At 69.4% G+C, this 21,354-nt stretch carries 22 protein-coding genes and 3 pseudogenes; 16 read left to right on the plus strand and 9 right to left on the minus strand.

Features of this window, described 5'->3' with window-relative positions; genetic code table 11:
- The first annotated feature begins 384 nt into the window (after positions 1 to 384).
- The 3 genes from AB0L45_RS38940 to AB0L45_RS38950 all read left to right on the plus strand — a co-directional run bounded on the left by AB0L45_RS38940 (position 385) and on the right by AB0L45_RS38950 (position 2,906).
- Entirely contained in the window at positions 385 to 1,080 is a 696-nt protein-coding gene (locus AB0L45_RS38940; protein WP_365848537.1) for a rhomboid-like protein, read from the plus strand.
- Between the two features lie 600 nt (positions 1,081 to 1,680).
- Positions 1,681 to 2,253: a hypothetical protein gene (locus tag AB0L45_RS38945; protein ID WP_365848538.1), complete on the plus strand. Its 573-nt coding sequence runs from the start codon at positions 1,681 to 1,683 to the stop codon at positions 2,251 to 2,253.
- The gene (locus AB0L45_RS38950; RefSeq protein WP_365848539.1) at positions 2,250 to 2,906 is read left to right on the plus strand and encodes a response regulator transcription factor; all 657 of its coding nucleotides are present in this window, start codon (positions 2,250 to 2,252) and stop codon (positions 2,904 to 2,906) included. Before AB0L45_RS38945 ends, AB0L45_RS38950 begins: the two co-directional genes overlap by 4 nt.
- A 97-nt stretch (positions 2,907 to 3,003) precedes the next feature.
- On the opposite strand, the gene AB0L45_RS38955 is transcribed toward AB0L45_RS38950, so the two are convergent.
- A complete protein-coding gene (locus AB0L45_RS38955; protein ID WP_365848540.1) occupies positions 3,004 to 3,771 on the minus strand; it encodes a DUF4184 family protein in 768 nt (255 codons plus the stop codon).
- Positions 3,772 to 4,484: 713 nt separating this feature from the next.
- Here AB0L45_RS38955 and AB0L45_RS38960 point away from each other — a divergent pair.
- Positions 4,485 to 5,588 carry an alpha/beta hydrolase-fold protein gene (locus tag AB0L45_RS38960; protein WP_365848541.1) on the plus strand — a complete coding sequence of 368 codons (1,104 nt, stop codon included), beginning with the start codon at positions 4,485 to 4,487 and terminating at the stop codon, positions 5,586 to 5,588.
- Positions 5,589 to 5,695: 107 nt separating this feature from the next.
- On the opposite strand, the gene AB0L45_RS38965 is transcribed toward AB0L45_RS38960, so the two are convergent.
- The gene (locus AB0L45_RS38965) at positions 5,696 to 5,956 is read right to left on the minus strand and encodes a hypothetical protein (RefSeq protein WP_365848542.1); all 261 of its coding nucleotides are present in this window, start codon (positions 5,954 to 5,956) and stop codon (positions 5,696 to 5,698) included.
- 282 nt (positions 5,957 to 6,238) lie between these two features.
- Here AB0L45_RS38965 and AB0L45_RS38970 point away from each other — a divergent pair.
- A pseudogene (locus AB0L45_RS38970) lies at positions 6,239 to 6,433 on the plus strand (YciI family protein); the annotation flags it as partial.
- 476 nt (positions 6,434 to 6,909) lie between these two features.
- Here AB0L45_RS38970 and AB0L45_RS38975 read toward each other — a convergent pair.
- The gene (locus AB0L45_RS38975) at positions 6,910 to 7,650 is read right to left on the minus strand and encodes an ANTAR domain-containing protein (RefSeq protein ID WP_365848543.1); all 741 of its coding nucleotides are present in this window, start codon (positions 7,648 to 7,650) and stop codon (positions 6,910 to 6,912) included.
- A 188-nt stretch (positions 7,651 to 7,838) separates the two neighbouring features.
- On the opposite strand from AB0L45_RS38975, the gene AB0L45_RS38980 reads away from it, so the two are divergent.
- Positions 7,839 to 8,192: a helix-turn-helix domain-containing protein gene (locus tag AB0L45_RS38980; protein WP_365848544.1), complete on the plus strand. Its 354-nt coding sequence runs from the start codon at positions 7,839 to 7,841 to the stop codon at positions 8,190 to 8,192.
- A 1,284-nt stretch (positions 8,193 to 9,476) separates the two neighbouring features.
- Here AB0L45_RS38980 and AB0L45_RS38985 read toward each other — a convergent pair.
- Both AB0L45_RS38985 and AB0L45_RS38990 read right to left on the minus strand, forming a co-directional pair.
- Positions 9,477 to 9,971: a DinB family protein gene (locus tag AB0L45_RS38985; protein WP_365848545.1), complete on the minus strand. Its 495-nt coding sequence runs from the start codon at positions 9,969 to 9,971 to the stop codon at positions 9,477 to 9,479.
- Positions 9,972 to 10,166: 195 nt separating this feature from the next.
- A pseudogene (locus AB0L45_RS38990) lies at positions 10,167 to 10,752 on the minus strand (ATP-binding cassette domain-containing protein).
- A 200-nt stretch (positions 10,753 to 10,952) separates the two neighbouring features.
- On the opposite strand from AB0L45_RS38990, the gene AB0L45_RS38995 reads away from it, so the two are divergent.
- Positions 10,953 to 11,078, plus strand: a complete 126-nt coding sequence (locus AB0L45_RS38995) for a hypothetical protein (protein ID WP_365848546.1) — start codon at positions 10,953 to 10,955, stop codon at positions 11,076 to 11,078.
- A gap of 65 nt (positions 11,079 to 11,143) precedes the next feature.
- Here the strand turns inward: AB0L45_RS38995 and AB0L45_RS39000 are convergent, their stop codons facing one another.
- Positions 11,144 to 11,560, minus strand: a complete 417-nt coding sequence (locus tag AB0L45_RS39000) for a pyridoxamine 5'-phosphate oxidase family protein (RefSeq protein WP_365848558.1) — start codon at positions 11,558 to 11,560, stop codon at positions 11,144 to 11,146.
- Positions 11,561 to 11,813: 253 nt separating this feature from the next.
- Here AB0L45_RS39000 and efeO point away from each other — a divergent pair, with 253 nt between their 5' ends.
- From efeO to AB0L45_RS39025, 5 genes are all read left to right on the plus strand, one after another.
- Positions 11,814 to 12,965 carry an iron uptake system protein EfeO gene (gene efeO / locus AB0L45_RS39005; RefSeq protein ID WP_365848547.1) on the plus strand — a complete coding sequence of 384 codons (1,152 nt, stop codon included), beginning with the start codon at positions 11,814 to 11,816 and terminating at the stop codon, positions 12,963 to 12,965.
- Between the two features lie 29 nt (positions 12,966 to 12,994).
- Positions 12,995 to 14,329: an iron uptake transporter deferrochelatase/peroxidase subunit gene (efeB, locus tag AB0L45_RS39010; protein ID WP_365848548.1), complete on the plus strand. Its 1,335-nt coding sequence runs from the start codon at positions 12,995 to 12,997 to the stop codon at positions 14,327 to 14,329.
- Positions 14,330 to 14,375: 46 nt separating this feature from the next.
- Positions 14,376 to 15,227, plus strand: coding sequence for an iron uptake transporter permease EfeU (efeU, locus tag AB0L45_RS39015; RefSeq protein ID WP_365848549.1), 852 nt, complete (start codon positions 14,376 to 14,378; stop codon positions 15,225 to 15,227).
- Positions 15,228 to 15,431: 204 nt separating this feature from the next.
- A complete protein-coding gene (locus AB0L45_RS39020) occupies positions 15,432 to 15,815 on the plus strand; it encodes a BlaI/MecI/CopY family transcriptional regulator (RefSeq protein ID WP_365848550.1) in 384 nt (127 codons plus the stop codon).
- Positions 15,812 to 16,810 (plus strand): M56 family metallopeptidase, encoded by a 999-nt coding sequence (locus tag AB0L45_RS39025; protein WP_365848551.1) that lies wholly within the window; start codon positions 15,812 to 15,814, stop codon positions 16,808 to 16,810. The genes AB0L45_RS39020 and AB0L45_RS39025 overlap by 4 nt, the downstream gene beginning before the upstream one ends.
- 108 nt (positions 16,811 to 16,918) lie before the next feature.
- On the opposite strand, the gene AB0L45_RS39030 is transcribed toward AB0L45_RS39025, so the two are convergent.
- Entirely contained in the window at positions 16,919 to 17,128 is a 210-nt protein-coding gene (locus AB0L45_RS39030; protein ID WP_365848553.1) for a hypothetical protein, read from the minus strand.
- Entirely contained in the window at positions 17,095 to 17,475 is a 381-nt protein-coding gene (locus tag AB0L45_RS39035) for an NAD(P)H-dependent oxidoreductase (RefSeq protein WP_365848554.1), read from the minus strand. Before AB0L45_RS39035 ends, AB0L45_RS39030 begins: the two co-directional genes overlap by 34 nt.
- A gap of 498 nt (positions 17,476 to 17,973) precedes the next feature.
- Between AB0L45_RS39035 and AB0L45_RS39040 the strand changes: the two genes are divergently transcribed.
- From AB0L45_RS39040 to AB0L45_RS39055, 4 genes are all read left to right on the plus strand, one after another.
- Positions 17,974 to 18,177, plus strand: coding sequence for a cold-shock protein (locus tag AB0L45_RS39040; protein ID WP_003985808.1), 204 nt, complete (start codon positions 17,974 to 17,976; stop codon positions 18,175 to 18,177).
- 342 nt (positions 18,178 to 18,519) lie between these two features.
- Positions 18,520 to 20,010, plus strand: a complete 1,491-nt coding sequence (locus AB0L45_RS39045) for a DEAD/DEAH box helicase (protein WP_365848555.1) — start codon at positions 18,520 to 18,522, stop codon at positions 20,008 to 20,010.
- A 62-nt stretch (positions 20,011 to 20,072) separates the two neighbouring features.
- Complete coding sequence (locus tag AB0L45_RS39050) at positions 20,073 to 20,507, plus strand: CBS domain-containing protein (protein ID WP_365848556.1); 435 nt, start codon at positions 20,073 to 20,075, stop codon at positions 20,505 to 20,507.
- A 49-nt stretch (positions 20,508 to 20,556) separates the two neighbouring features.
- Positions 20,557 to 20,865, plus strand: a complete 309-nt coding sequence (locus AB0L45_RS39055) for an SCO5918 family protein (protein WP_365848557.1) — start codon at positions 20,557 to 20,559, stop codon at positions 20,863 to 20,865.
- Positions 20,866 to 21,141: 276 nt separating this feature from the next.
- Here the strand turns inward: AB0L45_RS39055 and AB0L45_RS39060 are convergent.
- Positions 21,142 to 21,354 (minus strand): annotated as a pseudogene (locus tag AB0L45_RS39060) (MerR family transcriptional regulator); the annotation flags it as partial.

Raw genomic sequence — 21,354 nt, forward strand, 5'->3', positions numbered from 1 at the left:
GAGCGGCGCGCGCGTACGGCGCGCGCCGGCGGCCGATGGCCGTCGGCGGGGTGGGCGTGCGGCTGGAGACATACACCGGATCCTGGCCGATATGGGCCGGGTGTCGGCGGGCCGCCGCGGAAGGCGGCCCACCAGACCCAGCACCAGTGGCAACGAGGCACCCGCGCACCAGCACACGCGTTACAGCGTGTGCCTCTCCCCCTCAGAGCCTGGAGTGCCAAGGCAGCCTGCTGACTCGCCTGGCACCTTGCCGGGTCCTACGGGGGTGAGCCGGGGCCGCAAAGCGCCGACAGGGCTGCGGCATTCCGGCTGTGCCGCACCTCTGTGCGATGCCCACCGACACGCAGGCTGCGATGTCTCCGGCCGGCGAGGCAAGGGAACGACATGATGCTGAAGAAGATGACGATCCGGTCGTGGACCGTGCTCCGGGCGCTGCCCGCAACGACGGGGGTTGTCGCGCTCCTGGGTGCCGCCGCTCTCTGGCTATCCGCCCAACCACTTCACGATCAGGTGGAATTCATCCGCCAGAACAGCAGCAATCTGCACAATCTGCGTCACCGTATGTGGTGGACGGTGTTCACCAGCGGCCTGGTGGTCGACGAACTCCCCGTGCTGTTCGGCATCGGCGCGGTGGCCGCGGCTCTCGGGGCGGTCGAGTGGCGCTGGGGCAGCGCACGCGCCCTGGGCGTCTTCTGCTTCGGTCACGTGGCGGCGACCTTGATCACCGAAGGGGTCGTGTGGCTGATGGGGCACGCGGACCTTCCGACGCCCTGCGCCCGCGACCACGACGTCGGCATCAGCTACGGCCTGGTGGCCACCGTCGCCTACCTGATGTCACTGGTGGGCGAACGCACCCGGCGCTACGGTCTTCGGGCGCTCGCCATGGCCCTCGCCGCCGCGTGGGCGGTCAACCAGGAACTGGCCGACGCGGGACACCTGGTGGCACTCGGGCTAGGCGCCCTGGCCGCACGCAGTCGCTGGGCCCGGTCCCGCGGGCGGCGACCCGCCGCCGGACCCGTGGCCAAGGCGGCCTCAGCGACACCACCTCTTGGGACCGAAAGCTTGCGACCGTCTCCGTGAGCCCACGAGTGGGACGCCACGCAAGCGGGGCGGACTCTGCCGTGCTCCGCCACCGGGCGGACCGACAACTGCGCCCGGCGGCATGTGAGGTTGGCTGCAGCCCAGAATCGCCGGGTCGGCGGAAGCGTTCAGGGCGGCGGGTCCAGGCAGTTCCTTCCACGCGGAGCGGTTGGCGGCGGGAGGGCAACAGTCCGGACGATCGCCGGTTTCGCTCACCGGCGATCCGCGGCCATGTTCCGCTTGCCGTGGACCGAAGACGCGTGGCCTGGCGCAGCTGTCTCGGCATTCACGGCCGGGTTCCAGCAACCCCAGAGCAGGCGCGCACGGGGTGCGCCTGTTTCATCACAGCCCCGGACGGCGAGCAGGAACCAGCTCCTGCTCTGGCGCCGTCAACAGACCACCGACAGAGGGCAGGCCGGGGGAAGTAGCGTGCGCTTCTTACATTCTTCTAAGAACCATGTCGCACAGTCGGCCCATGGTGACCACTCGCATCGCAGCCAGTGTCGGAATGGTCCTGACGATCATCCTGACGGACTCAGCCGGGAAGACTGCCGCCGTTCGACAGACGAGCGCGGACCGGGACGGGTCATGGTCCGGATGGTGACCGAGGCACCTGAGCGGCCCGTGCCGCCCGCGGCCGGATCCGGACTCGGACTGGTCGGATTGCGGGAGCGGGTACGGCTGCTCAGCGGCATTCTCTGTGTAGCTCCTTCCCCGGACGGCGGTTCCACGCTGGAGGCGGTGATCTCGCTCAGCGCCCCGGCCCCGACGGTTGCCGCCCCCGAGACGCCAGGGGCGACAGCGGCTCCGCGAGTACAGCGGCTGCCCCGTCTGGCGGCCGGCACGCTGGGGCTTGCCGGGCCCGGGGCGCTGGTGGGCGTCGGACTGCAGCTCACCCGGTCCGTGGTGCCGGCGCACGAGGGGACGGACGCCGCCACCGTCCTTCCTGGCACGCCCCGTGAGCAGGTCCTTGCGGCCGTGGGCAAAGATTCCGTGCCGGCCCGGGCCGCTGCGACAGACCTCGCCCCGGCTGCACCGCCGGGCACCCGCTGCCTCTTTCCCCACGTGTCGGGACCGCTCGGCGCCAGCCGCCTGGAACTGGCCCGTCACTGTTCCCGCGACGACTGGCTGACCGCGCTCACCCGATTCGGCGTCCCCGTGGAGACCAAGTGATCACAGTCCTGCTCGCCGACGGCGAGGCACTGGTGCGAGCCGGGCTACGGCTGGTGCTGAGCCATGCCGACGACGTGGAGATCGTGGCCGAGGCCGCCGATGGCGACCAGGCCGTGGCACTGGCGGAGCTCCACCACCCTGATGTGGCTCTGGTCGATGTGCGGATGCCGGGCACCGACGGGATCGCCGCCGCCGCGCGCCTCGCCGCCCTCGTTCCACCCATCGCCGTGGTCATGCTGACCACCTTCGGTGAGGAGAAGAACGTCGCGGCGGCCCTGTGCGCCGGGGCCAACGGCTTTCTGCTCAAGGACACCCCACCGCAAGAGCTGATCGAGGCGGTCCGGGCCGCCGCAGCCGGGGAAGCTGTGCTCTCCCCGGCGGTGATTGCCCACGTAGTGCGCCAGTTGCGCGAAAGCAGCCGCCGTACCGTCCAGGAACAGCAGGCCCGGCAGCGGATCGAGGCGCTCACCGCACGGGAGCGTGAGGTGCTGACCATGGTCGGCGCCGGGCTCGCCAACACCGAGATCGCCCAGCGGCTGGGGGTGGAGACCGGGACGGTCAAGGTCCATGTCGGTCGCCTCTTCGCCAAGCTGGGCGCCGGCAACCGGGTCCAGGCGGCGCTCATCGCCTACAGGGCAGGACTGACGGGCTGAGCCTGGACCGGTACGCAGTTCCCTCGCGGCCCAGCCCTTTGCCGACGCACCCGAGGAAGCCGCCGCCGCAGGTGCTGCGGGTGGGCTGCGTGCCGCGTCAGGCGGTTCGGTTTCGGATCGTGCAGGTCAGCCGATGCAGCAGCGCGTACGCGGTGAGCGCGAGGAGCGTGACGCTGACGGCGGACAGCAGCATGTCCGTCGCGATGTTCCACGCCAGCTTGCCGGCATCGACGCCGTAATCGCTGAAAGGCCGGGACGGGAAGAGCAGCGGGTACAGGGCCGCCGCGGCCGCCGTCGTGGACAGGACGATGCGGGCAGTGATCCGGTTGCGGTGCCCGAGGCCGGCGGGTGCTACGCCCTCGGGAGCGCGCCGGTACCAGCGCACCAGCCACACCACGATGACGGCGAGGCCGACGACGCTGCTGCCGTCCTGCACGAGCTGGATGCCGTTGAACCCCGCGATGACCGGATCCCCGCTCCAGCCGATGAAGTCGCCGTGGGTGAAAGCGTCCCACAGCACATGGGTGGCAGCCCCGATGGCCGTGGAGAGCCAGACGAAAAACGCGTCAGCCGGCGAGGCCAGCCGGAACCCGCGGGCCGGACCTGCCAGCCCGCGCCGCAGCGACGCAGGCGCCAGATCGAGAACCGGCCATTTCAGCACCAAGTGGAAAGCCGCCAGGAACACAAGGGCCAGCAGCGGACTCAGAGTGACGGTACTCAGCCACTGATGGGACAGCCTATCGGCACCCGTCCCGACGGAACGGAACAGGTCCGGGATCATGGCGCCGGCTATCAGTGCAGAAGGGACGAGTCTGCCGCGACTGAGTGGGATGACAGCGGCCGGGTGCACCAGGGTGTAGGGCACAGCAGTACTCCATTGCGAAGGCAAGAGGAAAGGAAGCCTTTCCAGTCTTGGTCCGTCTGCCCGCACTCACGCCCGCCCGCAGCACGATATCGGGGGTACACCTTGGGCATACGCAATGTGCTCGCAGGGCATAGACGCTCCGCTACAGGGATCGGCGATTTCGGCTCTGGCGGGCATCTCGGGACGGTCACGATGGCCATAGGACGTAGGCGCGAAGGCGCTGGAACGATCCGCGGCCGTACATCTGCCGCTTGATCGCCTTACGAGTACTTACACAATGATCTTTGTGGGGCACGGTGGAGGGGACGGTGATGCCGTCCGTTGGGGGTGGGGGTGGCTCGGCGCAAGCCGTGGGAGGTCAGCGGTGCGCTGCGGGCGGTGATCGAACCGCTGCTGACCCGGCACGAAAGAACGGGAGACAGCCAAGCCACCGGGTTCCTCAGCCCGACGACCTATCCGACTGCCCCGGCGATGGCGGCACTTTTCCCGTTTTCCTGGGCGGGGTCCACTTGGCCGGCGTGGCCGGCCCCACGCAACCGTCCTGCGCTGTGCGCCATCTACCCTGCCAGACATTACTTTCCCGTCGCCCCGGCCGAGAGAACGTGCGAGCCTCAGTCGCAGCATCTGGACTTTCGCGCACTGCATGACGCGTTTCAGGACCCGGGGTTCCACCTGCGGCCCGGCGGAGCGGGCCGCCCGGAAGAAAGCACCACATGGGTCTCACCAGCAAAAAAGTGCTGCTCCTGGCTATCCTCTTCGCGGTAGCACTCTTCATTCTCACCATCTGGCTGTGGCGTCGCCTGTCCAAGCGCAACTGGCGCGCGGTCCTCGGCCGGGCCGGCCTGTTGCTGGCAACCCAGTTGTCCATTTTTGCGCTGGTCGCCCTCCTGGCGAATAATTCATACCTTTTCTACGGCTCCTGGGCGGAACTGTTCGGCGCGAAGCAGGAAACCGTGAACTCCGGTCCTGACGGCCCCAAGCTGAAGGTGCTCGGCACCGAGCACGTGGGCCTACCCGGCGGTTCCGCTCCGAGCGTTGCCGGACGGGTGGAGAAGGTGCTGCTCAAGGGCGAAAAATCCAAGATCAACGGCTCGGCGTACGTCTATCTGCCACCGCAGTACTTCCAGCCCGAGTACGCGAAGAAGCGCTTCCCGACGTCCGTGGTGCTGACCGGCCACCCGGGCAACGCGAAGGCCCTTTACCAGGGTCTTCGCTACCCGCAGACCCAGCACGACCTGGCCCGCAAGGGCAAAATGCAGCCGACGATCATGGTCATGATGAGCCCGACCGTCGTGCTGCCGTGGGACACCGAGTGTGTGGACGTCCCGAAGGGGCCGCAGGCCGAGACCTTCTTCACTCACGACGTACGCCAGGACATGGCCAGCCACTACCGCGTCGGCACCGACGCCAAGAGCTGGGGCGTCATAGGCGACTCCACGGGCGGTTACTGCGCCCTGAAGATACCGATGCGCCACCCGAAGGCGTTCTCCACCGGCGTGTCCCTCTCCGGCTCCTACAATGCCTCGGAGGGCACCTCCCCGACCGGCGACCTGTTCGGCGGAAACAAGCAACTGGAGCGGGAGAACGACCTGCTGTGGCGGCAGAAGAACCTTCCCGCACCGCCGGTGAACCTCCTCGTCACCTCCAGCAAGAAGGGCGAGGAGAACTACAAGGACACGCTGAAGTTCATCCAGCAGACCAAGTCCCCGGGGCGGATCGCATCGATCATCCTCGACAGCGGCTCCCACCATTTCGACACCTGGCGCCGTGAGATACCCGCCGCCTTGGAGTGGATGAGCGGCCACCTCAAGGCGTAGGCACTGCCTGAGCAGCTTGCCGTCGGCGACCTGCACGGCCTACGAGGTCAGGCTGGTGTCCAGGATCCGGCGCACGACACCGTCGTTGAGCGTATAGACCCACAGGGTCAGAAAGCGGTCCCCCTCTCGATGCCGACGATCAGCTCGTCACGGCCGTCGCCCGTCAGATCGTGATAGACGGCAGGGTGTACGGGGCAGGAGCCCGCGTTCGGCCGATCGGAGCAGGCGCGGATCCGCTTCTCTTCCTCCCTCGGGAAGAACGGGTCGGCGTCCCCGCGGTGCCGGCCCGCATCCATCTGGGCCCGTACGGCGGTGAGTGCGGACACCTTACGGATGTCCGACACGTTCGACAGCGAGGGAAGAGGCACCGGCGGATGGTGGCGGCCCAGGTCCGGGGAGGGTGGCGGCGCCAGTGTGCGCCCGGGCCACAGGTCCATCGGACCAGCGACGACATCGGCATGCCCCGCGCTGCGGGGCCCGTCGGCCTGCCCGCACCCGCCCAACAGCACCGCCAGGCCCGCCACCGCGCACGCCACCGCCGCCGCTCGTACGGCAGGCCCGTGCTCGGCAAGTGAGCCAGCACTGTGTTACGACCGCCCCAAGGCCACACACCACTCGCTCGCCCTGATTACCTCCTTGTGAGAGACCCTATGGGCAGGGAGTTCCTCTGTTACCACCGCGACCGGCCCGGTTCCCTTCCGCTGCGCGACGAACTGCTGGAAGAGCACCGGTCCTACATGGACCGGTACGCGAAGGAGGTGATCGCCAGGGGCCCGACGCTCGCCGACGACGGTGTCCCCACCGGCAGCGTGCACATCCTCGATCTGCCGAATCCCGCCGCAGCCCCGGCCGGTACGCCTACACCGAGGTGCACAACTGGCAGTTCGGCGGGCGGCCCTCATAACGGAGGACGTCCAGGCCGACGTCACCGCGGAAGTCTGTCGGATCGCTCGGCATTCCCGCGTTGCACCCGAACCCGCGAATGGATCGGCCTGACGCTCACTGGCAGACCCGTGGGTTCGCGCTGAACAACTTTGAGTTTCGCCGAACCCACGGGAACCCTGTCCCCGGGCCCGGAAGGCGCTATCGACGGGCACGGTCATCTACGCCTTTCGCCGGGCCAGCGGACAGCACGCCGGTCGACGCACGGCGTCCGCGCGTCAGCCGTGCCGCTGACTGGCCGAACGCCCGGGCCATGGCCCATCGGCCCCCTCGTGACTTCGCTCGATGTCATCGCCCTGCGGCTCCCCCTCCACGGCCAGAGGCGCCGGGCGTACCACAGGAGATCGCTCCGACGCCGGAGGAAGCAGTCGGGCAGGGGTTACTGGCCGGGGGCGGTGCGCCACTGCGGGGGCACGCTGTTCGTCGGGGCAGGCTCGGCGTCCGGCTGCGGTGGGGTTCGTTGGGCTTTGACCACGGCGGCCCGCAGATGACCGCGGACATTCTCCGACAGCACGTGTCCGTGGACGCTGTTGACCAGGTCCTCGGCCAGGCGGTGCAGCTTGGTGTTGGTGTTCTGGGAGGTGGTGACCAGAGCAGCCCAGGCGGCTTCAGGGGTGAGGTTGAAGGTGGCCACCAGGATGCCGCGGGCCAGGTCGATGGCCGGGCGGGTCTGCATGGCACGGCGCAGCTGCGTGACCTCCACGGACAAGTCCTCGGCGGCCCGGACGTGCGAGGGGCCCGGGCCGTCGGTGGCGGGGCCGGTGGCCTGGCGGAGTTCGCAGGCCGGGGCGGTGAACAGTCTGCGGGCGTCGGTCACCTCCAGCAGCCGCTCGACGGCGGGGCTGCTGGAGGCGATGGTGACGGTCTTGTTGTGCACCAGGGCGCGCAGGCGCAGGCGTAGCAGCATGTTGAGACCGGCGAAGTCGCAGAACGGCACCGCGTCGAGATGAAGGTCGAGATGGCGGGCCGTACGCCGCAGGGCGTCGTGCAGTTCGCGCTCGACCAGCGGGCAGGAGGACAGGTCGAGTTCTCCGTGCAGCGCCACGCCCGTGCGCTCGCCGACGCACAAGACGCGCACCTCATGGGCCGGGGAGTGGTCCGGGCCGGACGCGGCGGTCACGTCGGATCCATCGCCCTCTGCACCGACCCCGGAAGACAGCTGCGGAGCTTGTGACATGGCCGCTCACTTCCGTCTTCGGCTTGCCGCCACACTGCCAGGCTTGCCCACCGCGCACATACCCGTCAATAAATGCACGAAACTTGCTGCATACGTCGGACCGGTGGGCGGCCGATCGGTAGGCTGGACAGATGGACGCAGCGCCCGCGCCGCATACCGCATGGACCTTCGTGACCAGCCATGCCCGGGTGCTGGCCGCCATCGCCGACGATCACCACGTCCGCATCCGCGACATCGCGGCACGGTGCCGACTGACCGAGCGCGCCGTCCAGAAGATCATCGCGGACCTGGAGCAGGACGGTTACCTCTCCCATACGCGCACGGGGCGCACCAACACCTACGAGATCGCCCCCGGCAAGGTGCTGCGCCACCCGGCCGAAGCCGGGATGGGCCTGACCGTGGCCTCCCTGCTCTCCTTGCTCGTCCGGGATGAGACAGTGCGCACCGCACAGCCCGGCGACCCTTCGCACCACACCACGTCCTGACAGGCCGCTCCAGACGGGTACCGCACGTTGCACCCACCGCGACCGGCACGAAGAACACGGTCGGCAGCCCACGTCGCCGGATGTTTCGACGACGTCTCACCAGGGCTGCACAACAGCGCGCGCCGGACCAGGTCGAGTGCTCGGCGACAGGTCGGCCGCGGAGCGGTCTTGACGCTGGCGCAGCGGCGACTCGGACGATGACGCCGTACGCCACACCGCCCCCACCGGAGGTATGCGTCATGGTGCGCGGCAAGGGCATCCATTACGTCACCGGCGCCTTTCCCAATGGCGACACGTCGCGCCCCTCCTCGACGTACGGGACGCCGAACGGGACGTGCGGGTCGTCGCGGAGGACCTGCACTGCACCGCTGTGCGTATCACCGGGGGTGATCCGGACCGTATCGAGACCACGGCGCGGTACGCGGCAAAGGCGGGTCCGAAGGTGTGGTTCTCGCTGTTTCCCTGCGAGTTGTCGAGCGCCGAGATGCTGCCGCTGTTCACCGACGGCGCCGAGCAGGCGGAGCAACTGCGGCGCGACGGCGCCGAGGTCGTCCTCGTCACCGGCTGCGAACTCAGTGTGTTCGCCCCCTGCGCGAGGAACGCGGCCACGGCAAGCCCGTCGCCGTCATGGAGGCCGGCTGCTGCACCTACCGGGGAGCGGGAGAGCACGGCGGCGCCGGCTCGTACCTGGCAAGAGAGGCCGACGGCGTCACACTCAAACCCGGCTTGGTACGCGACGAAGGCGAACAAGTCTGCTACCTCGACAAGCACAGCGGCTCCCCCGCCGACCAGCGCACCTACCCCGGCATGCCCTGGGAACCGGAGCCAGCCTTTCACGCACTCGCATCCTCTCCGCGACCGCGGCGGGATCCTCGGTGAGCTGCGGGATCCCCTGAGTGGCGAGGACGTACGCGTTGCAGCACAGCACGTGGAGGTCCGGGTCCGTGGGTCCGTCGTCCAGCATCGCCACCTGCGACTCCGGATCGCGTGCTTTCCGGCAGGAGTTCCGATACACGAGTTGCCACTTCCCGCACCCACCCGTTCCGCTTCGCATGGTGCGCGCGTAACTCAACCGGTCAGCGGCGGCGTCATCCGGATGGTCCGTACCGCGGCCGGGGCCGCACACGGACGGCTACGTAACGGGCATGGGATCTGCGGATGCCGGCATCCGGGTCACGATGCGCGCCGGAGTTCCCGTCTGTGAGCGGGTAAGTGACGGGCCGGGCCGGACGTCATGCGCACCATCATCTTGCTTTCCTGGGGCAGGGCATGGAAGCCAGTGGCCTATTCGCCGGTGTTTCCGTCGGCCAGTTCGCGCGCGATGTCGAGATGCCCGGTGTGCCGTGCGTATTCCTGGAGCAGGTGGAACAGGATCCAGCCCAGGGCGGGCCGTTCCTCTTCCGGCAGTTCTTTCCCGCCGAGGGTCGCGGCGCGGTCCTCCCAGCGGGCTGCGGCAACAACGGCCCGGGAACGGTCGCACTGCTCCTCGAAGAACCTTCTGACCTCCTCGAACGTCTCCTCAGGGCCGACCCGCCACCTGCCACCGCGGCATTCCATGTCACCCCACGGCTCCTTCACGTCTTCACCGGAGAACCCCCACCTGAGCCACCGCATCTCGACGTGGGCCAGGTGCTTGAGCAGTTCCAGGGGCGTCCATCCGGAGGGGACTCTGCTGCGGCGCAGTTCCTCGTCGGACAGGCCGTCGAGCTTGCGCAGCACCGTGCTGCGGTAGAAGTCCAGGTATGCGGCCATGAGTGCGTCCGGAGCTGAGAGGGTCATGGGCGGTTCTTGAGTGAATTCCACTGTGCGTCTCCGTAGTTCTTCAGGGTTGGCTCCGGTCCAAGAATGCCCTGCGCAACGTCCTCGCGCACAAAGCCCGACTCGTGGATGACCGCGCTCGCGGTCCTCCTCGGCGTCGCGCCTTTTGAACATGGTGGTGGTATCAGTCCTGGGGTGAGGGGTCGGCGGCGGGCGTCAGCTCGTACGGTTCTTGGCGTCGAACAGCCGCATCCGGTCCAGGACGGCGTCGGCGGTCGGCTCGTACAGCTCCTCGACGATGCGGCCGTCGGCGAGGAAGACCACCCGGTCCGCGTAGGCCGCGGCGACCGGGTCGTGGGTGACCATCACGACGGTCTGGTCCATCGCCCGCACCGACTCACGCAGGAAGCCGAGCACCTCGGCGCCGGAGCGGGAGTCGAGGTTGCCGGTCGGCTCGTCGGCGAAGATGATCTCGGGCTGGGAGGCCAGCGCGCGGGCCACCGCGACGCGCTGCTGCTGGCCGCCGGAGAGCTGGCTGGGGCGGTGCTTGAGGCGTCCGGAGAGCCCGACCGTCGTCACCACTCGCTCCAGCCAGTCCCGGTCGGGCCTGCGGCCCGCGATGTCCATGGGCAGTGTGGTGTTCTCCAGCGGACACGTTGTCCCGCGCGACCACACGGGTCTCGCCGGCCCCGTAGACCTTGCTCAGGTCCGTGGCACGGGCGGCGACGGCCGCGGTGGCTCGGGCGGGGGCGGGGACCGGTTCACGTTCGACCTGGGTGCCGCGACACTGGAGAAGGGGCATGGCTGCGTACTGAGCCCGCACATGATCCACCGCGACCACCGGGGCTGGCAGCAGTCCGATGTTTTCGCCCCGGACCGCTTCCTGCCCGGTGCGGTGCACGGGCCGGCCCGCACCGGCCCGCAAAGGCACCTACGTACCGTTCGGCTGGGTGCCGAAGAAACTGCGCCTGAGCCGGTGCTGACCTCGGCACGATCCAGCTGATGACGCTGTGCTTCCTGACGTGCACCCGCTACCAGCTCACCGTGCCGGACCCGCGAACCCTCACCATGGCTCACCTCTTCGCCCCCGTACCTCAGGGGTTCCGTGGCCGGCTCCGCCGCCTGTGACCGGCACCGGGGGCAAGGCGGGCGCAGCGGGCGACGAGGGCGAAGCGGGTGACGAGGGGCGGCCGTTATGCCCGCCACCTCCCGTCGCGCATGACGACCCTTCCGCGCAGTTCCGGCTCGCCGCGCCAAGCGCGCACGGTCCTCGGGATCACGCGTACATCCAGGAAGACATCCTCTTCCGCGCGTGGATCCCACCCGAACTTGCCGGCGAACGCCTCCGCCGGGCCGCCGGGTACTTCCCGGGCCGGGAAGCACTTCGCCTCATCTTGGAGGAGCACCACGTCGAAAGTGTCCGGTAGCGCCAGGCGCACACGCGGCTCTTTACGGACATTCCGGGCGGTCACGGAAGTGGCGCCGGCGCACCTCCACACTGCTTGCCCATCCCACAGGAACCTCAGCGGCACCTGGTGCGGCCCGTGTTCAGGGTGAGCCGTCGACACCCACTCGTCCCGCGCGGAAACGCGTCGCTCCGGAGCGCGGATCGCGGTTTCGGGCTCCCCCGTAGACCTCGTCACCCGGGGCCCAGCCGACGCGGGCCGCCGCCCCCCGACGGCGTGGGTGCAGTTCTTCAGCCCGCGGGTCTCGTCGATGACGACGAAGGCGAGGGCGAGGGCGAGGGCGAGGGCGAGGGCGACTTAGGGCAGCCTTCCCTCAGCGACTACATTTATGTAAACTCCGGCGCGCGGCCCCGGCGAGACATGTCCGGGCACCACCTGTCACGCGAAACGAGGCCCCATGTCCGCCAGCTCCCGTCATCTGATCGTCGGCGTCAGCACCGCCATAGCCGCCGTCGTCTCGCTGGCCGGCTGTGCGCAGAAGAGCGACGCGCAGGGCGGCGACGCGGTCCAGGTCGTCGCGAAGGACGACGCCTGCGAGGTGTCGAAGAAGGAACTTCCGGCCGGTCACCTGGCGCTGGACGTGGACAACCGGGGCAGCAAGGTCACCGAGGTCTACGTGCTGTACCCGGACGACCGGATCGTCACCGAGCGCGAGAACATCGGTCCCGGCACCAAGGCGTCCCTGACCGCCGAGATCAAGCCCGGTGACTACACGGTCGTCTGCAAGCCCGGCATGAAGGGCGACGGCCTGCGCCAGCCGGTCAAGGTCACCGGTGGCCGGACGGTCAAGCGCTCGCCGGAGATGGATACGGCCGTGGCCGCCTTCCGCAAGTACGTGCAGGCGCAGGCCGACGAGACGCTGCCGAAGGTGAAGGTGTTCACCGACGCGGTCCGTACCGGTGACGTCGACGCCGCCAAGAAGGCGTACGCCGCGTCCCGGATCGGCTGGGAGCGCACCGAGCCGGTCGCGGAGTCCTTCGGCGACATCGACCCGAAGGTCGATGTCCGTGAGGACGGTCTGGAGGCGGGTCAGGATCCGGCGAAGGACTGGACGGGCTGGCACCGTCTCGAAAAGGCGCTGTGGGCCGACGGCAAGATCGGGGAGCGTGAGAAGCAGCTCGCCGACCGGCTCGACGCGGACCTCGCGGGCTGGGTGAAGCGGGTCGGGCAGGCGGAGATCACTCCGACCTCGATGGCCAACGGTGCCAAGGAGCTGCTGGACGAGGTCGCGAAGAACAAGGTGACCGGTGAAGAGGAGCGCTACTCCCACACCGACCTGGTCGACTTCAAGGCCAACGTCGAGGGCGCCGAAAAATCGTTCCAGCTCCTCAAGCCGGTCGCCCGGAAGAACGACCCGAAGCTGGTCACCGAGCTGGACAAGCAGTTCACCGCGCTCAACACGCTGCTGGACAAGTACCGCACCGACACGAACGGTGACGGCTTCACCTCCTACGACAAGGTCGGCAAGAGCGAGCGCAAGGAGCTCTCCGACGGCGTGAACGCGCTGGCCGAGCCGCTGTCGAAGCTCGCCGCCGCGGTCACGAAGTGAGCCGGTTCACCGAAGGAGGCAGCAGCGCTGTGAGCGAGAAGGCCGAGGGGTCCGGGAAGGCCGAGCGAGCCGAGAAGGCTGGGCGAGCCGGGAAGACGGAGAAGAGCGGGAAGGCCGAAGGATCCGAGAACGACGCGCCGTCGCGGCGTGCCGTGATCGGGTGGGGCGGTGCCGGGCTCGCGCTCGGTGCCGCCGCGGCGGGCGGTGCCGTCGCCCTGGCCACCGGCCGGGAGGACGCCGCGCCGGTCGCCGACGGTGGCGCCGCCGTACCCTTCCACGGGACGCATCAGGCCGGTATCGCCACCGCGGTCCAGGACCGGCTGCATTTCGCCGCGTTCGACGTGAAGACGAAGGACCGCGCCGAACTGGTCCAGATGCTGAAGGACTGGACCCGGGCCGCCGAGCGCATGACCGCCGGCCACGAGGTCGGAGAGGGCGCCTGGGGCGGCCTGCCGGAGGCGCCGCCGGACGACACGGGCGAGGCGCTCGGCCTCAAGCCCTCCCGGCTCACCCTCACCATCGGCTTCGGCCCCTCGCTCTTCGACGGCCGCTTCGGGCTCGGCGGCAAGCGGCCTGAGGCGCTGGTGGACCTGCCGAAGTTCCCCGGCGACAACCTGGACGCGGCCCGCAGCGGCGGCGACCTGTGTATCCAAGCGTGCGCGGACGACCCGCAGGTCGCCGTACACGCCATCCGCAATCTGGCCCGTATCGGCTTCGGCAAGGTCGCGGTGCGCTGGTCGCAGCTCGGCTTCGGCAAGACGTCCTCGACCACGCCGGGCGCGCAGACCCCACGTAACCTGTTCGGCTTCAAGGACGGAACCCGCAACATCGCCGGTACCGAGACCGACCGGCTGGACGCATTCGTGTGGGTGTCCGGCAAGGACGCGTCGGGCCCGGCGGCCTGGATGGCCGGCGGCTCCTACCTGGTCGCCCGCCGCATCCGCATGGACATCGAGACCTGGGACCGTACCCCCCTCGCCGAGCAGGAGGACATCTTCGGCCGGGACAAGAAGGAGGGCGCGCCCGTGGGCAAGGCCAAGGAGCACGACGCGCCGTTCCTGAAAGCCATGAAGCCGAACGCGCACGTCCGGCTCGCGCACCCCGACTCCAACGGCGGAGCGACCATCCTGCGCCGCGGCTACTCCTTCACCGACGGCACCGACGGCCTCGGCCGCCTGGAGGCCGGCCTGTTCTTCCTCGCCTACCAGCGGGACGTGCGCACCGGCTTCATTCCGGTACAGACCTCGCTCGCCCGCAACGACGCGCTCAACGAGTACACCCAGCACGTGGGTTCCGCGATCTTCGCGATTCCCCCGGGCGTCCGGGACACGGACGACTGGTGGGGCCGGGAGCTCTTCGCATAATTCCTCGGGCCTCACGGGGCCCCGCACCTTCAGGAAGGGAACCGACGTGTTCGGGAACTACCTCATCGGACTGCGCGAGGGGCTTGAGGCCAGTCTCGTCGTCTGCATCCTTGTCGCCTATCTCGTCAGAACGGGCAACCAGCGCCGCCTGCCGCCCGTCTGGGCCGGCGTGGCGATCGCGGTCGCGCTCTCCCTCGCCTTCGGCGCGCTGCTGCAGTTCGGCTCCTCCACCCTGACCTTCCAGGCCAAGGAAGCCCTCGGCGGAAGCCTGTCCATCCTGTCGGTGGCCCTGGTGACCTGGATGGTCTTCTGGATGCGCCGCACCGCCCGCCACCTGAAGTCGGAGCTTCAGGGCAAGCTGGACGCCGCCCTCGCCGTCGGCACCGGAGCCCTGGTCGTCACCTCCTTCCTCGCCGTCGGCCGCGAGGGGCTGGAGACCTCCCTGTTCATCTGGACCGCCGTGCAGTCCACCGGTGACGGCGTCCGCCCGCTCGTCGGCGCCCTGCTGGGACTGGTGACCTCGGTCGTGCTGGGCTGGCTGTTCTACCGCGGGGCGCTCAAGATCAACCTGGCGACGTTCTTCCGCTGGACCGGCGCCATGCTCGTCGTCGTCGCCGCCGGCGTCCTCGCGTACGGCGTCCACGACCTCCAGGAAGCCGACCTCCTGCCCGGCCTGCACAGCCTCGCCTTCGACATCAGCGCCACCGTCCCCCCGGACTCCTGGTACGGCACGCTCCTCAAGGGTGTGTTCAACTTCCAGCCCGACCCCACCCTCCTGCAACTCATCGTCTGGGTCCTGTACATCGTCCCGGTGATGTTCCTCTTCCTCGCACCCCAGCGCTCCGCCGCGGCGCCCCGGCGCGAGCAGGAGGAGGCCGGGCAGCCGGCCGCCGGATGACATCAGGACGGGGCCGGCCCGGGGCTCGTCCCCGGACCGGATCCGGTAGGCCGGCGGCCGCCTGCCGTAACCGGTCAGCCGGGCATTACGGTGGGACTTCAGACAATCGGCACCTTTGTCCACCTGTATGCAGGCGCTGTCAGGGGGTGCGCGAGGACGACAGGGCTCGCGTGCGGTGAGGGGTGCGGAAGGGCGGGAGAGGGCATGACGGGCAAGGACCGGGACGAGAGGCGTCCACACGGCGAACTCGTCGCGGATGTGCTGGCGGTGCTGTGGCAGTCGGGCAAGCCGATGACCGTACAGGAAGTCAACACCGCGCTCGGTACGGGGCTGGCCAGGACGACGACCACCACCATCCTTACCCGCCTGCACGAGAAGGGCACGCTCCGCCGGGTGCCCGCGGGGCGTGGTTTCGCCTACGAGCCGGTGGAGGACGAGGCCGGGTTCGTCGCCGACCGGATGCGCCGTGAGCTGGAGAGCAAGCCTCAGCGCGACTTGGTGCTGAAGCGGTTCGTCTCCTCGCTGTCCGAGGACGACGAGGAGACGCTGCGGCGCCTGCTGCTGGAGGCCGAGGGCGGACCCGCGTGACGTTCGTCCTGCTTCTGGTCGTGCCGGCCCTGCTGTTCCCGTGGGCGGCGGGGACGGGCGCCCGGCGTCTGGCCCAGGTGCTGCCGCCGCGCGCGGCCTGCTGGGTGCTGAGCAGCGCGGCGGTCCTGCTGGCCGCCGGGACGGTCTCCGTGTTGGTCGCCCTCTTCCACGTGCCGTTCCTGGCCTCGCTGGAGCAGCTGCCGCTGACGCGTGTGCTGAAGGTGTGGCCGGCGGCGGTGCCGGTGGCATGCGCGGCCGGAGCGGTGCTGCTCGTCCAGCTGGTGTTGCTGGTGCGGCGTTGGCTCCAGCACCGTTCGCTGCTCAGGCGGGCCTGGCTGGCTGCGGACGGGGGAACCGGTGACGGGGATCTCTTGGTGCTCCCGGGCAGGGACGTCGACGCCTTCGCGCTCCCCGGGTACCGAGGACGCCGTGGCCGGGTGGTGATCACCTCCGGGATGGTGCGGTCGCTGAAGGCGCGCGAGCGTGCGGTACTGCTGGCCCACGAACGGGCTCACCTGGCCGGGCGCCACCATCTGCTGTCGGCCGTGGTCGACCTCGCCTCCGTGGTCCACCCCGCACTGCGCGGCCTGCGAGACGCGCTCGCCTTCCACCTGGAGCGGTGGGCGGACGAAGAGGCAGCGGCGGTGACGGGCGATCGGCGGCTGGCAGCTGCGGCCATCGCCCGCGCGGCGCTGGCCGGACCCTCCCACGGCCGGACCGGCGGGTATCCGTTGCTGTCGGCGACGAGCGGACCTGTGCCGCAGCGCGTCGAGGCACTGCTCGGCCCCGAGCCGGGGAGCCCGCGCGGCAGCGCCCGCAGGGCCGGCGCCGCCGCCCTGGCAGTGACGGTGATCGCCGCTGCCATGGCAGCTCTCGCGCTGGCCTACGGGCTGCACGAGTACGTGGAGCACGCGGCGCGGCAGCTGCTCGGCAAGCCGCGAGGAGACGCGGATCTGTGGAGCACGCTGGACGCGCTGCTCGGTTCCCGCGCGTAGCGACGCGGAAGACATCCATCTCCACCAGTCGCCATCTCTTTGACCTGCAAAAACGCCGGCTAAAAGGAGCGCAACCGCTCTGCGGTCGCTCGCCGACCCGTTCGGCCATTACGGGCGGCTGCGCGAACAGGGCCCCGTACTGACTTGGTCACGGGCGAACAGATCCAGCGCTTCCGTGAGCGTCCTCGGCAACGTAGTGAACCTATCGGCTGGGGCAGGGGATCCGGCTCCCTCGGGTGGGCCGGGGTCCGTGCGGTTCGCCGGCCCGTCCTCGATCAACGCGATCAGCACGGCTTGGAACAGGTAAGGGTCGGCCATGGCATCGGGCCGTCCGAACTCCAGCCACCCGATGGCCGGAACCCCGTACCGCACACGTCTTGTCGTCCGTGCCCCAGTTCACCCGTGGGGCGCGAAATGACCTTGCCCGCGAATCGCTTGCAGGAGTTGGCCGTCGGTCCCGTGACGAAACCGACCGGCTTGGCCTGCCATTCGGCCTGATACCGGTCGATGGCCGCCTTCAGCGGGGTGGGGAAGGACCGGTTGTATTCCGAAGTGATGATTACGAAGCCGTCGGCCGCCCCCAGCCGCCCGGCCATCGCCGAGACCTCGGCCGACCGGTCACCGGACAGGTGCAGCGGCAGCCGGTCCGCTTCCAGGTCGATCACGTCGGCCTGCGGGTGGGGGCGCACGGCGGCCTGGCCTGGGATTCGGTCTGCTCCTCAGTGCGTGTCGCCACGCCCCACTCGTCGTCGGCGGGGCGCCGGGCGATCACCCGGGCGCGGGACGGTGGAGGTCCAGCGGAGGGGCCGGACGACACCACAGCCTGCGAGCCCCCGCTTACGGCTGACGGCTTCGCTTTTCCTGGAGGTTGCACTCCGGGTCGGCCAATACCTGTGCCCGCGAGGTGAGAGTTTGACGGACCGTGTCGTGAGAGTTTTTGCCGCAGTGAGCGGAGTGGAATTATTCAAGCGACGGGGGCCGTCGCGGCGTGCTACTGTCGAATCAGTTGCAGTTGTGGTTCCCGAACTTCAAGTGCCCCCACCCGGCTCCAGCCGGCGGGAGCGTTTTTGTATTTCCGGTCATTTCCGGGCGGGGTAATCATTGCGGCGACACGGTGTCCGCGCAGTGCGGACCCCGATGTACTGCCCCAAAGGAGATATGACATGGCTACTGGCACCGTGAAGTGGTTCAACTCGGAAAAGGGATTCGGCTTCATCGAGCAGGACGGTGGCGGCCCTGACGTGTTCGCCCACTACTCGAACATCGCCGCCCAGGGCTTCCGTGAGCTGCTCGAAGGCCAGAAGGTGAACTTCGACATCGCGCAGGGCCAGAAGGGCCCGACCGCCGAGAACATCGTTCCGGCCTGACACTGACGCGCACTTTGCAGCTGGGGCCCGCATCCTTCGGGGTGCGGGCCCCAGCCGCATGCGATTCCCGCAGCGGTTTCACCGGCGGGACGACGCGGAGGAATCCGCAGCCCCGCCTCGCGCGGACCTCCGTTTCAGAGGTGCAGAAGCACCCTGAAGAGCTACACCGAAGCCGACGCATGGACTTTACGTGTCCCGACGCGTCACCTATTTCAGCACCTGCGCCCGCGCGTTTCCCGACCGGCCAGATGTGTTTTTACTATCGGTTCATACTTGAAATTCTCCATGCCGCTCACCGCTGCGGGGATTCCTTGATATGTGCCGTATCAAGGAAGGTTCCACATGAACCGCACACGCACGAACGACCGCTTTGACCGCACCCGCAGTGCCGGTGCCGCCGCCGGAAAGGGCGGCAGCCGCTCCGGCTCGGCGCCGCGCCGTTCCGGCAAGCCGAACCGTTCCGGCGGTCATGGCCGCCGGCCCGCCGCGGTGCAGGGTGAGTTCGCGCTCCCCGAGACCGTCACCGCCGCGCTGCCCGCCGTTGACAGCTTCGCCGATCTCGGTATGCCCGAGCAGCTCCTGGCCGAGCTCGGCCGGCAGGGCGTGAGCGCCCCGTTTCCGATCCAGGGCGCGACGCTGCCGAACTCCCTGGTGGGCCGTGACGTCCTGGGCCGCGGCCGCACCGGTTCCGGCAAGACCCTCGCCTTCGGCCTCGCGCTGCTCGCCCGCACCGCTGGACAGCGTGCTGAGCCCCGCCAGCCGCTGGGGCTGATCCTCGTACCGACGCGCGAGCTGGCGCAGCAGGTGACGGACGCGCTCACTCCGTACGCCCGCTGCGTCAAGCTGCGGATGGCCACGGTGGTGGGCGGGATGTCGATCGGCAGGCAGGCCGGTGTGCTGCGGGGCGGGGCCGAGGTCGTCGTCGCGACCCCGGGCCGGCTCAAGGACCTCATCGACCGTGGTGACTGCCGGCTGAACCACGTGGGCATCACGGTGCTGGACGAGGCCGACCAGATGGCCGACATGGGGTTCATGCCGCAGGTCACCGCGCTGCTGAACCAGGTGCGTCCGGAGGGGCAGCGGATGCTGTTCTCCGCCACTTTGGACCGTAACGTCGACCTGTTGGTGCGCCGCTATCTGAGCGATCCGGTCGTGCATTCGGTCGATCCGTCGGCCGGTGCGGTCACGACGATGGAGCATCACATCCTGCACGTCCACGGCGCCGACAAGCACGCCGCCACCACGGAGATCGCCGCCCGCGACGGCCGCGTGATCATGTTCCTGGACACCAAGCACGCCGTCGACCGGCTCACCCAGGACCTGCTCAACAGCGGGGTACGGGCCGCCGCGCTGCACGGCGGCAAGTCGCAGCCGCAGCGCACCCGTACGCTGGCGCAGTTCAAGACGGGGCACGTCAGCGTGCTGGTGGCGACCAATGTCGCGGCGCGCGGCATCCACGTCGACAACCTCGACCTCGTCGTCAATGTCGACCCGCCGACCGATCACAAGGACTACCTCCACCGCGGTGGCCGCACCGCCCGCGCCGGCGAGTCCGGCAGTGTCGTCACCCTCGTCACACCGAGCCAGCGCCGCGGCATGGTCCGTCTGATGTCGGACGCCGGGATCCGGCCGCAGACCACCCAGGTCCGCTCGGGCGAAGAGGCGTTGAGCCGGATCACCGGCGCCCAGGCCCCGTCCGGCATCCCGGTCGTCATCACCGCGCCCGTGACCGAACGCCCTCGGCGCAGCGCCTCCTCCCGGGGCCGGCGCCGCTCCGCTTCGGCGACCCGGCGTGCGCCCGTGCGTAAGACCGCTGCCGATACGGCGGCCTAATTTCTTTCGCGATCAGGAAGCTGACCCATCTCTGTAGGAGGCACCTTTTGACGCTGATTCGGATGCAGTCCCTCCCGGCGGATGCCGGCCCCGTGCGCGGGAACGTGGTTGAGGCCATGGAAGCGGCCGGACCGCAGGTCTGGGACGACATGAGCGTCGAGGTGGCGTTGTCCGTCATGGCCGCCGCCCGCACGGGCCGGCTGGTCGTCTGCGATCAGGACAGCCAGTGCACCGGCCTGGTCACCCGGAGGGAACTCACTGCCGTCCGCAACAGCTCCGCATACACGGACCGCGTCCGCCTGCGCGACGTCCTCGGCATTCACGCGCCGTTCGCCGCACCCGTGACCACGATGGCCGAAGCCGAGCACGCGATGCGCACTCGTCGGCCCGGAGGCCTGCCGATCGTCGATGAGCAAGGCGGCACCCGTCGGCCCGGAGGCCTGCCGGTGGTCGATGAGCAAGGCGAAACTCCGGACGTCCTCGCCCCCTCCCGCTGAACGGCCTCGTCCCGGCCAGACCGTTCTTCCCCTCTCCTTGTGAGGTCATATGCGCTGCGTCATCGCCCGCTTCCCCTTCGAGCTCACCAAGAACGGCGTGCTGGAATCGATGAAGGGCATCAAACCCGAAGCCGGCACCGGCGAAACCGTGACCATCGGCCGCCGCCGCTACCCCGTCAAGCAAGTCGGCCACATCATCACCCGCCAGGACCGCCGTGATTTCACCGCCGGCGAAGTCGTCCGGGCCATGACGCGGCTCGGCTTCACCTGCCACCCCCTCCCCGAGGCCGAACCCGCACCCGTCCTCAGCCCGCTCCAGCACGCTTCCGCGATGCTCGGCACTCCCCTGCCTGCCTAATCGGGGGAAACCGGCACGAGCCGATACCTGGACAACGCGTGGGCCCGGCCGGAACGATTCGGGCGGGCCCACACGGCTTGCTGCGGGTTCCCGGCGATCCAGCGCGACGGCTCGCGCAACTTGGACAGAGATTCGCGAGAATGACGGGACGTGACAGTCATCTGCGGCCTGAGGCGGCTCCCGGCCCGGGCGAAAGCGCTCAAAGCGCACAGCGCCGCGGGCAGCGTGCGCGGCGGCAGTCACGAAGCTTTTGAGGGCCGCCCGACCCCGTCCGTCTCAGGGCTCGGTCGGCGGGTCCGGCCGTTCGGCGGCGCGGCGGTATTCGGCGTTGATCCGCTGGGCCTCTTCGAGCTGGTCTTCGAGGATGATGATGCGACAGGCAGCCTCGATAGGAGTGCCCTGGTCGACGAGCTCACGGGCACGGGCCGCGATACGCAGCTGATAACGGGAGTAGCGGCGGTGGCCACCGGCGGAGCGCAGCGGAGTCAC

The sequence above is a fragment of the Streptomyces sp. NPDC052496 genome, from assembly GCF_040679095.1.
In the GTDB taxonomy this organism is placed as follows: domain Bacteria; phylum Actinomycetota; class Actinomycetes; order Streptomycetales; family Streptomycetaceae; genus Streptomyces.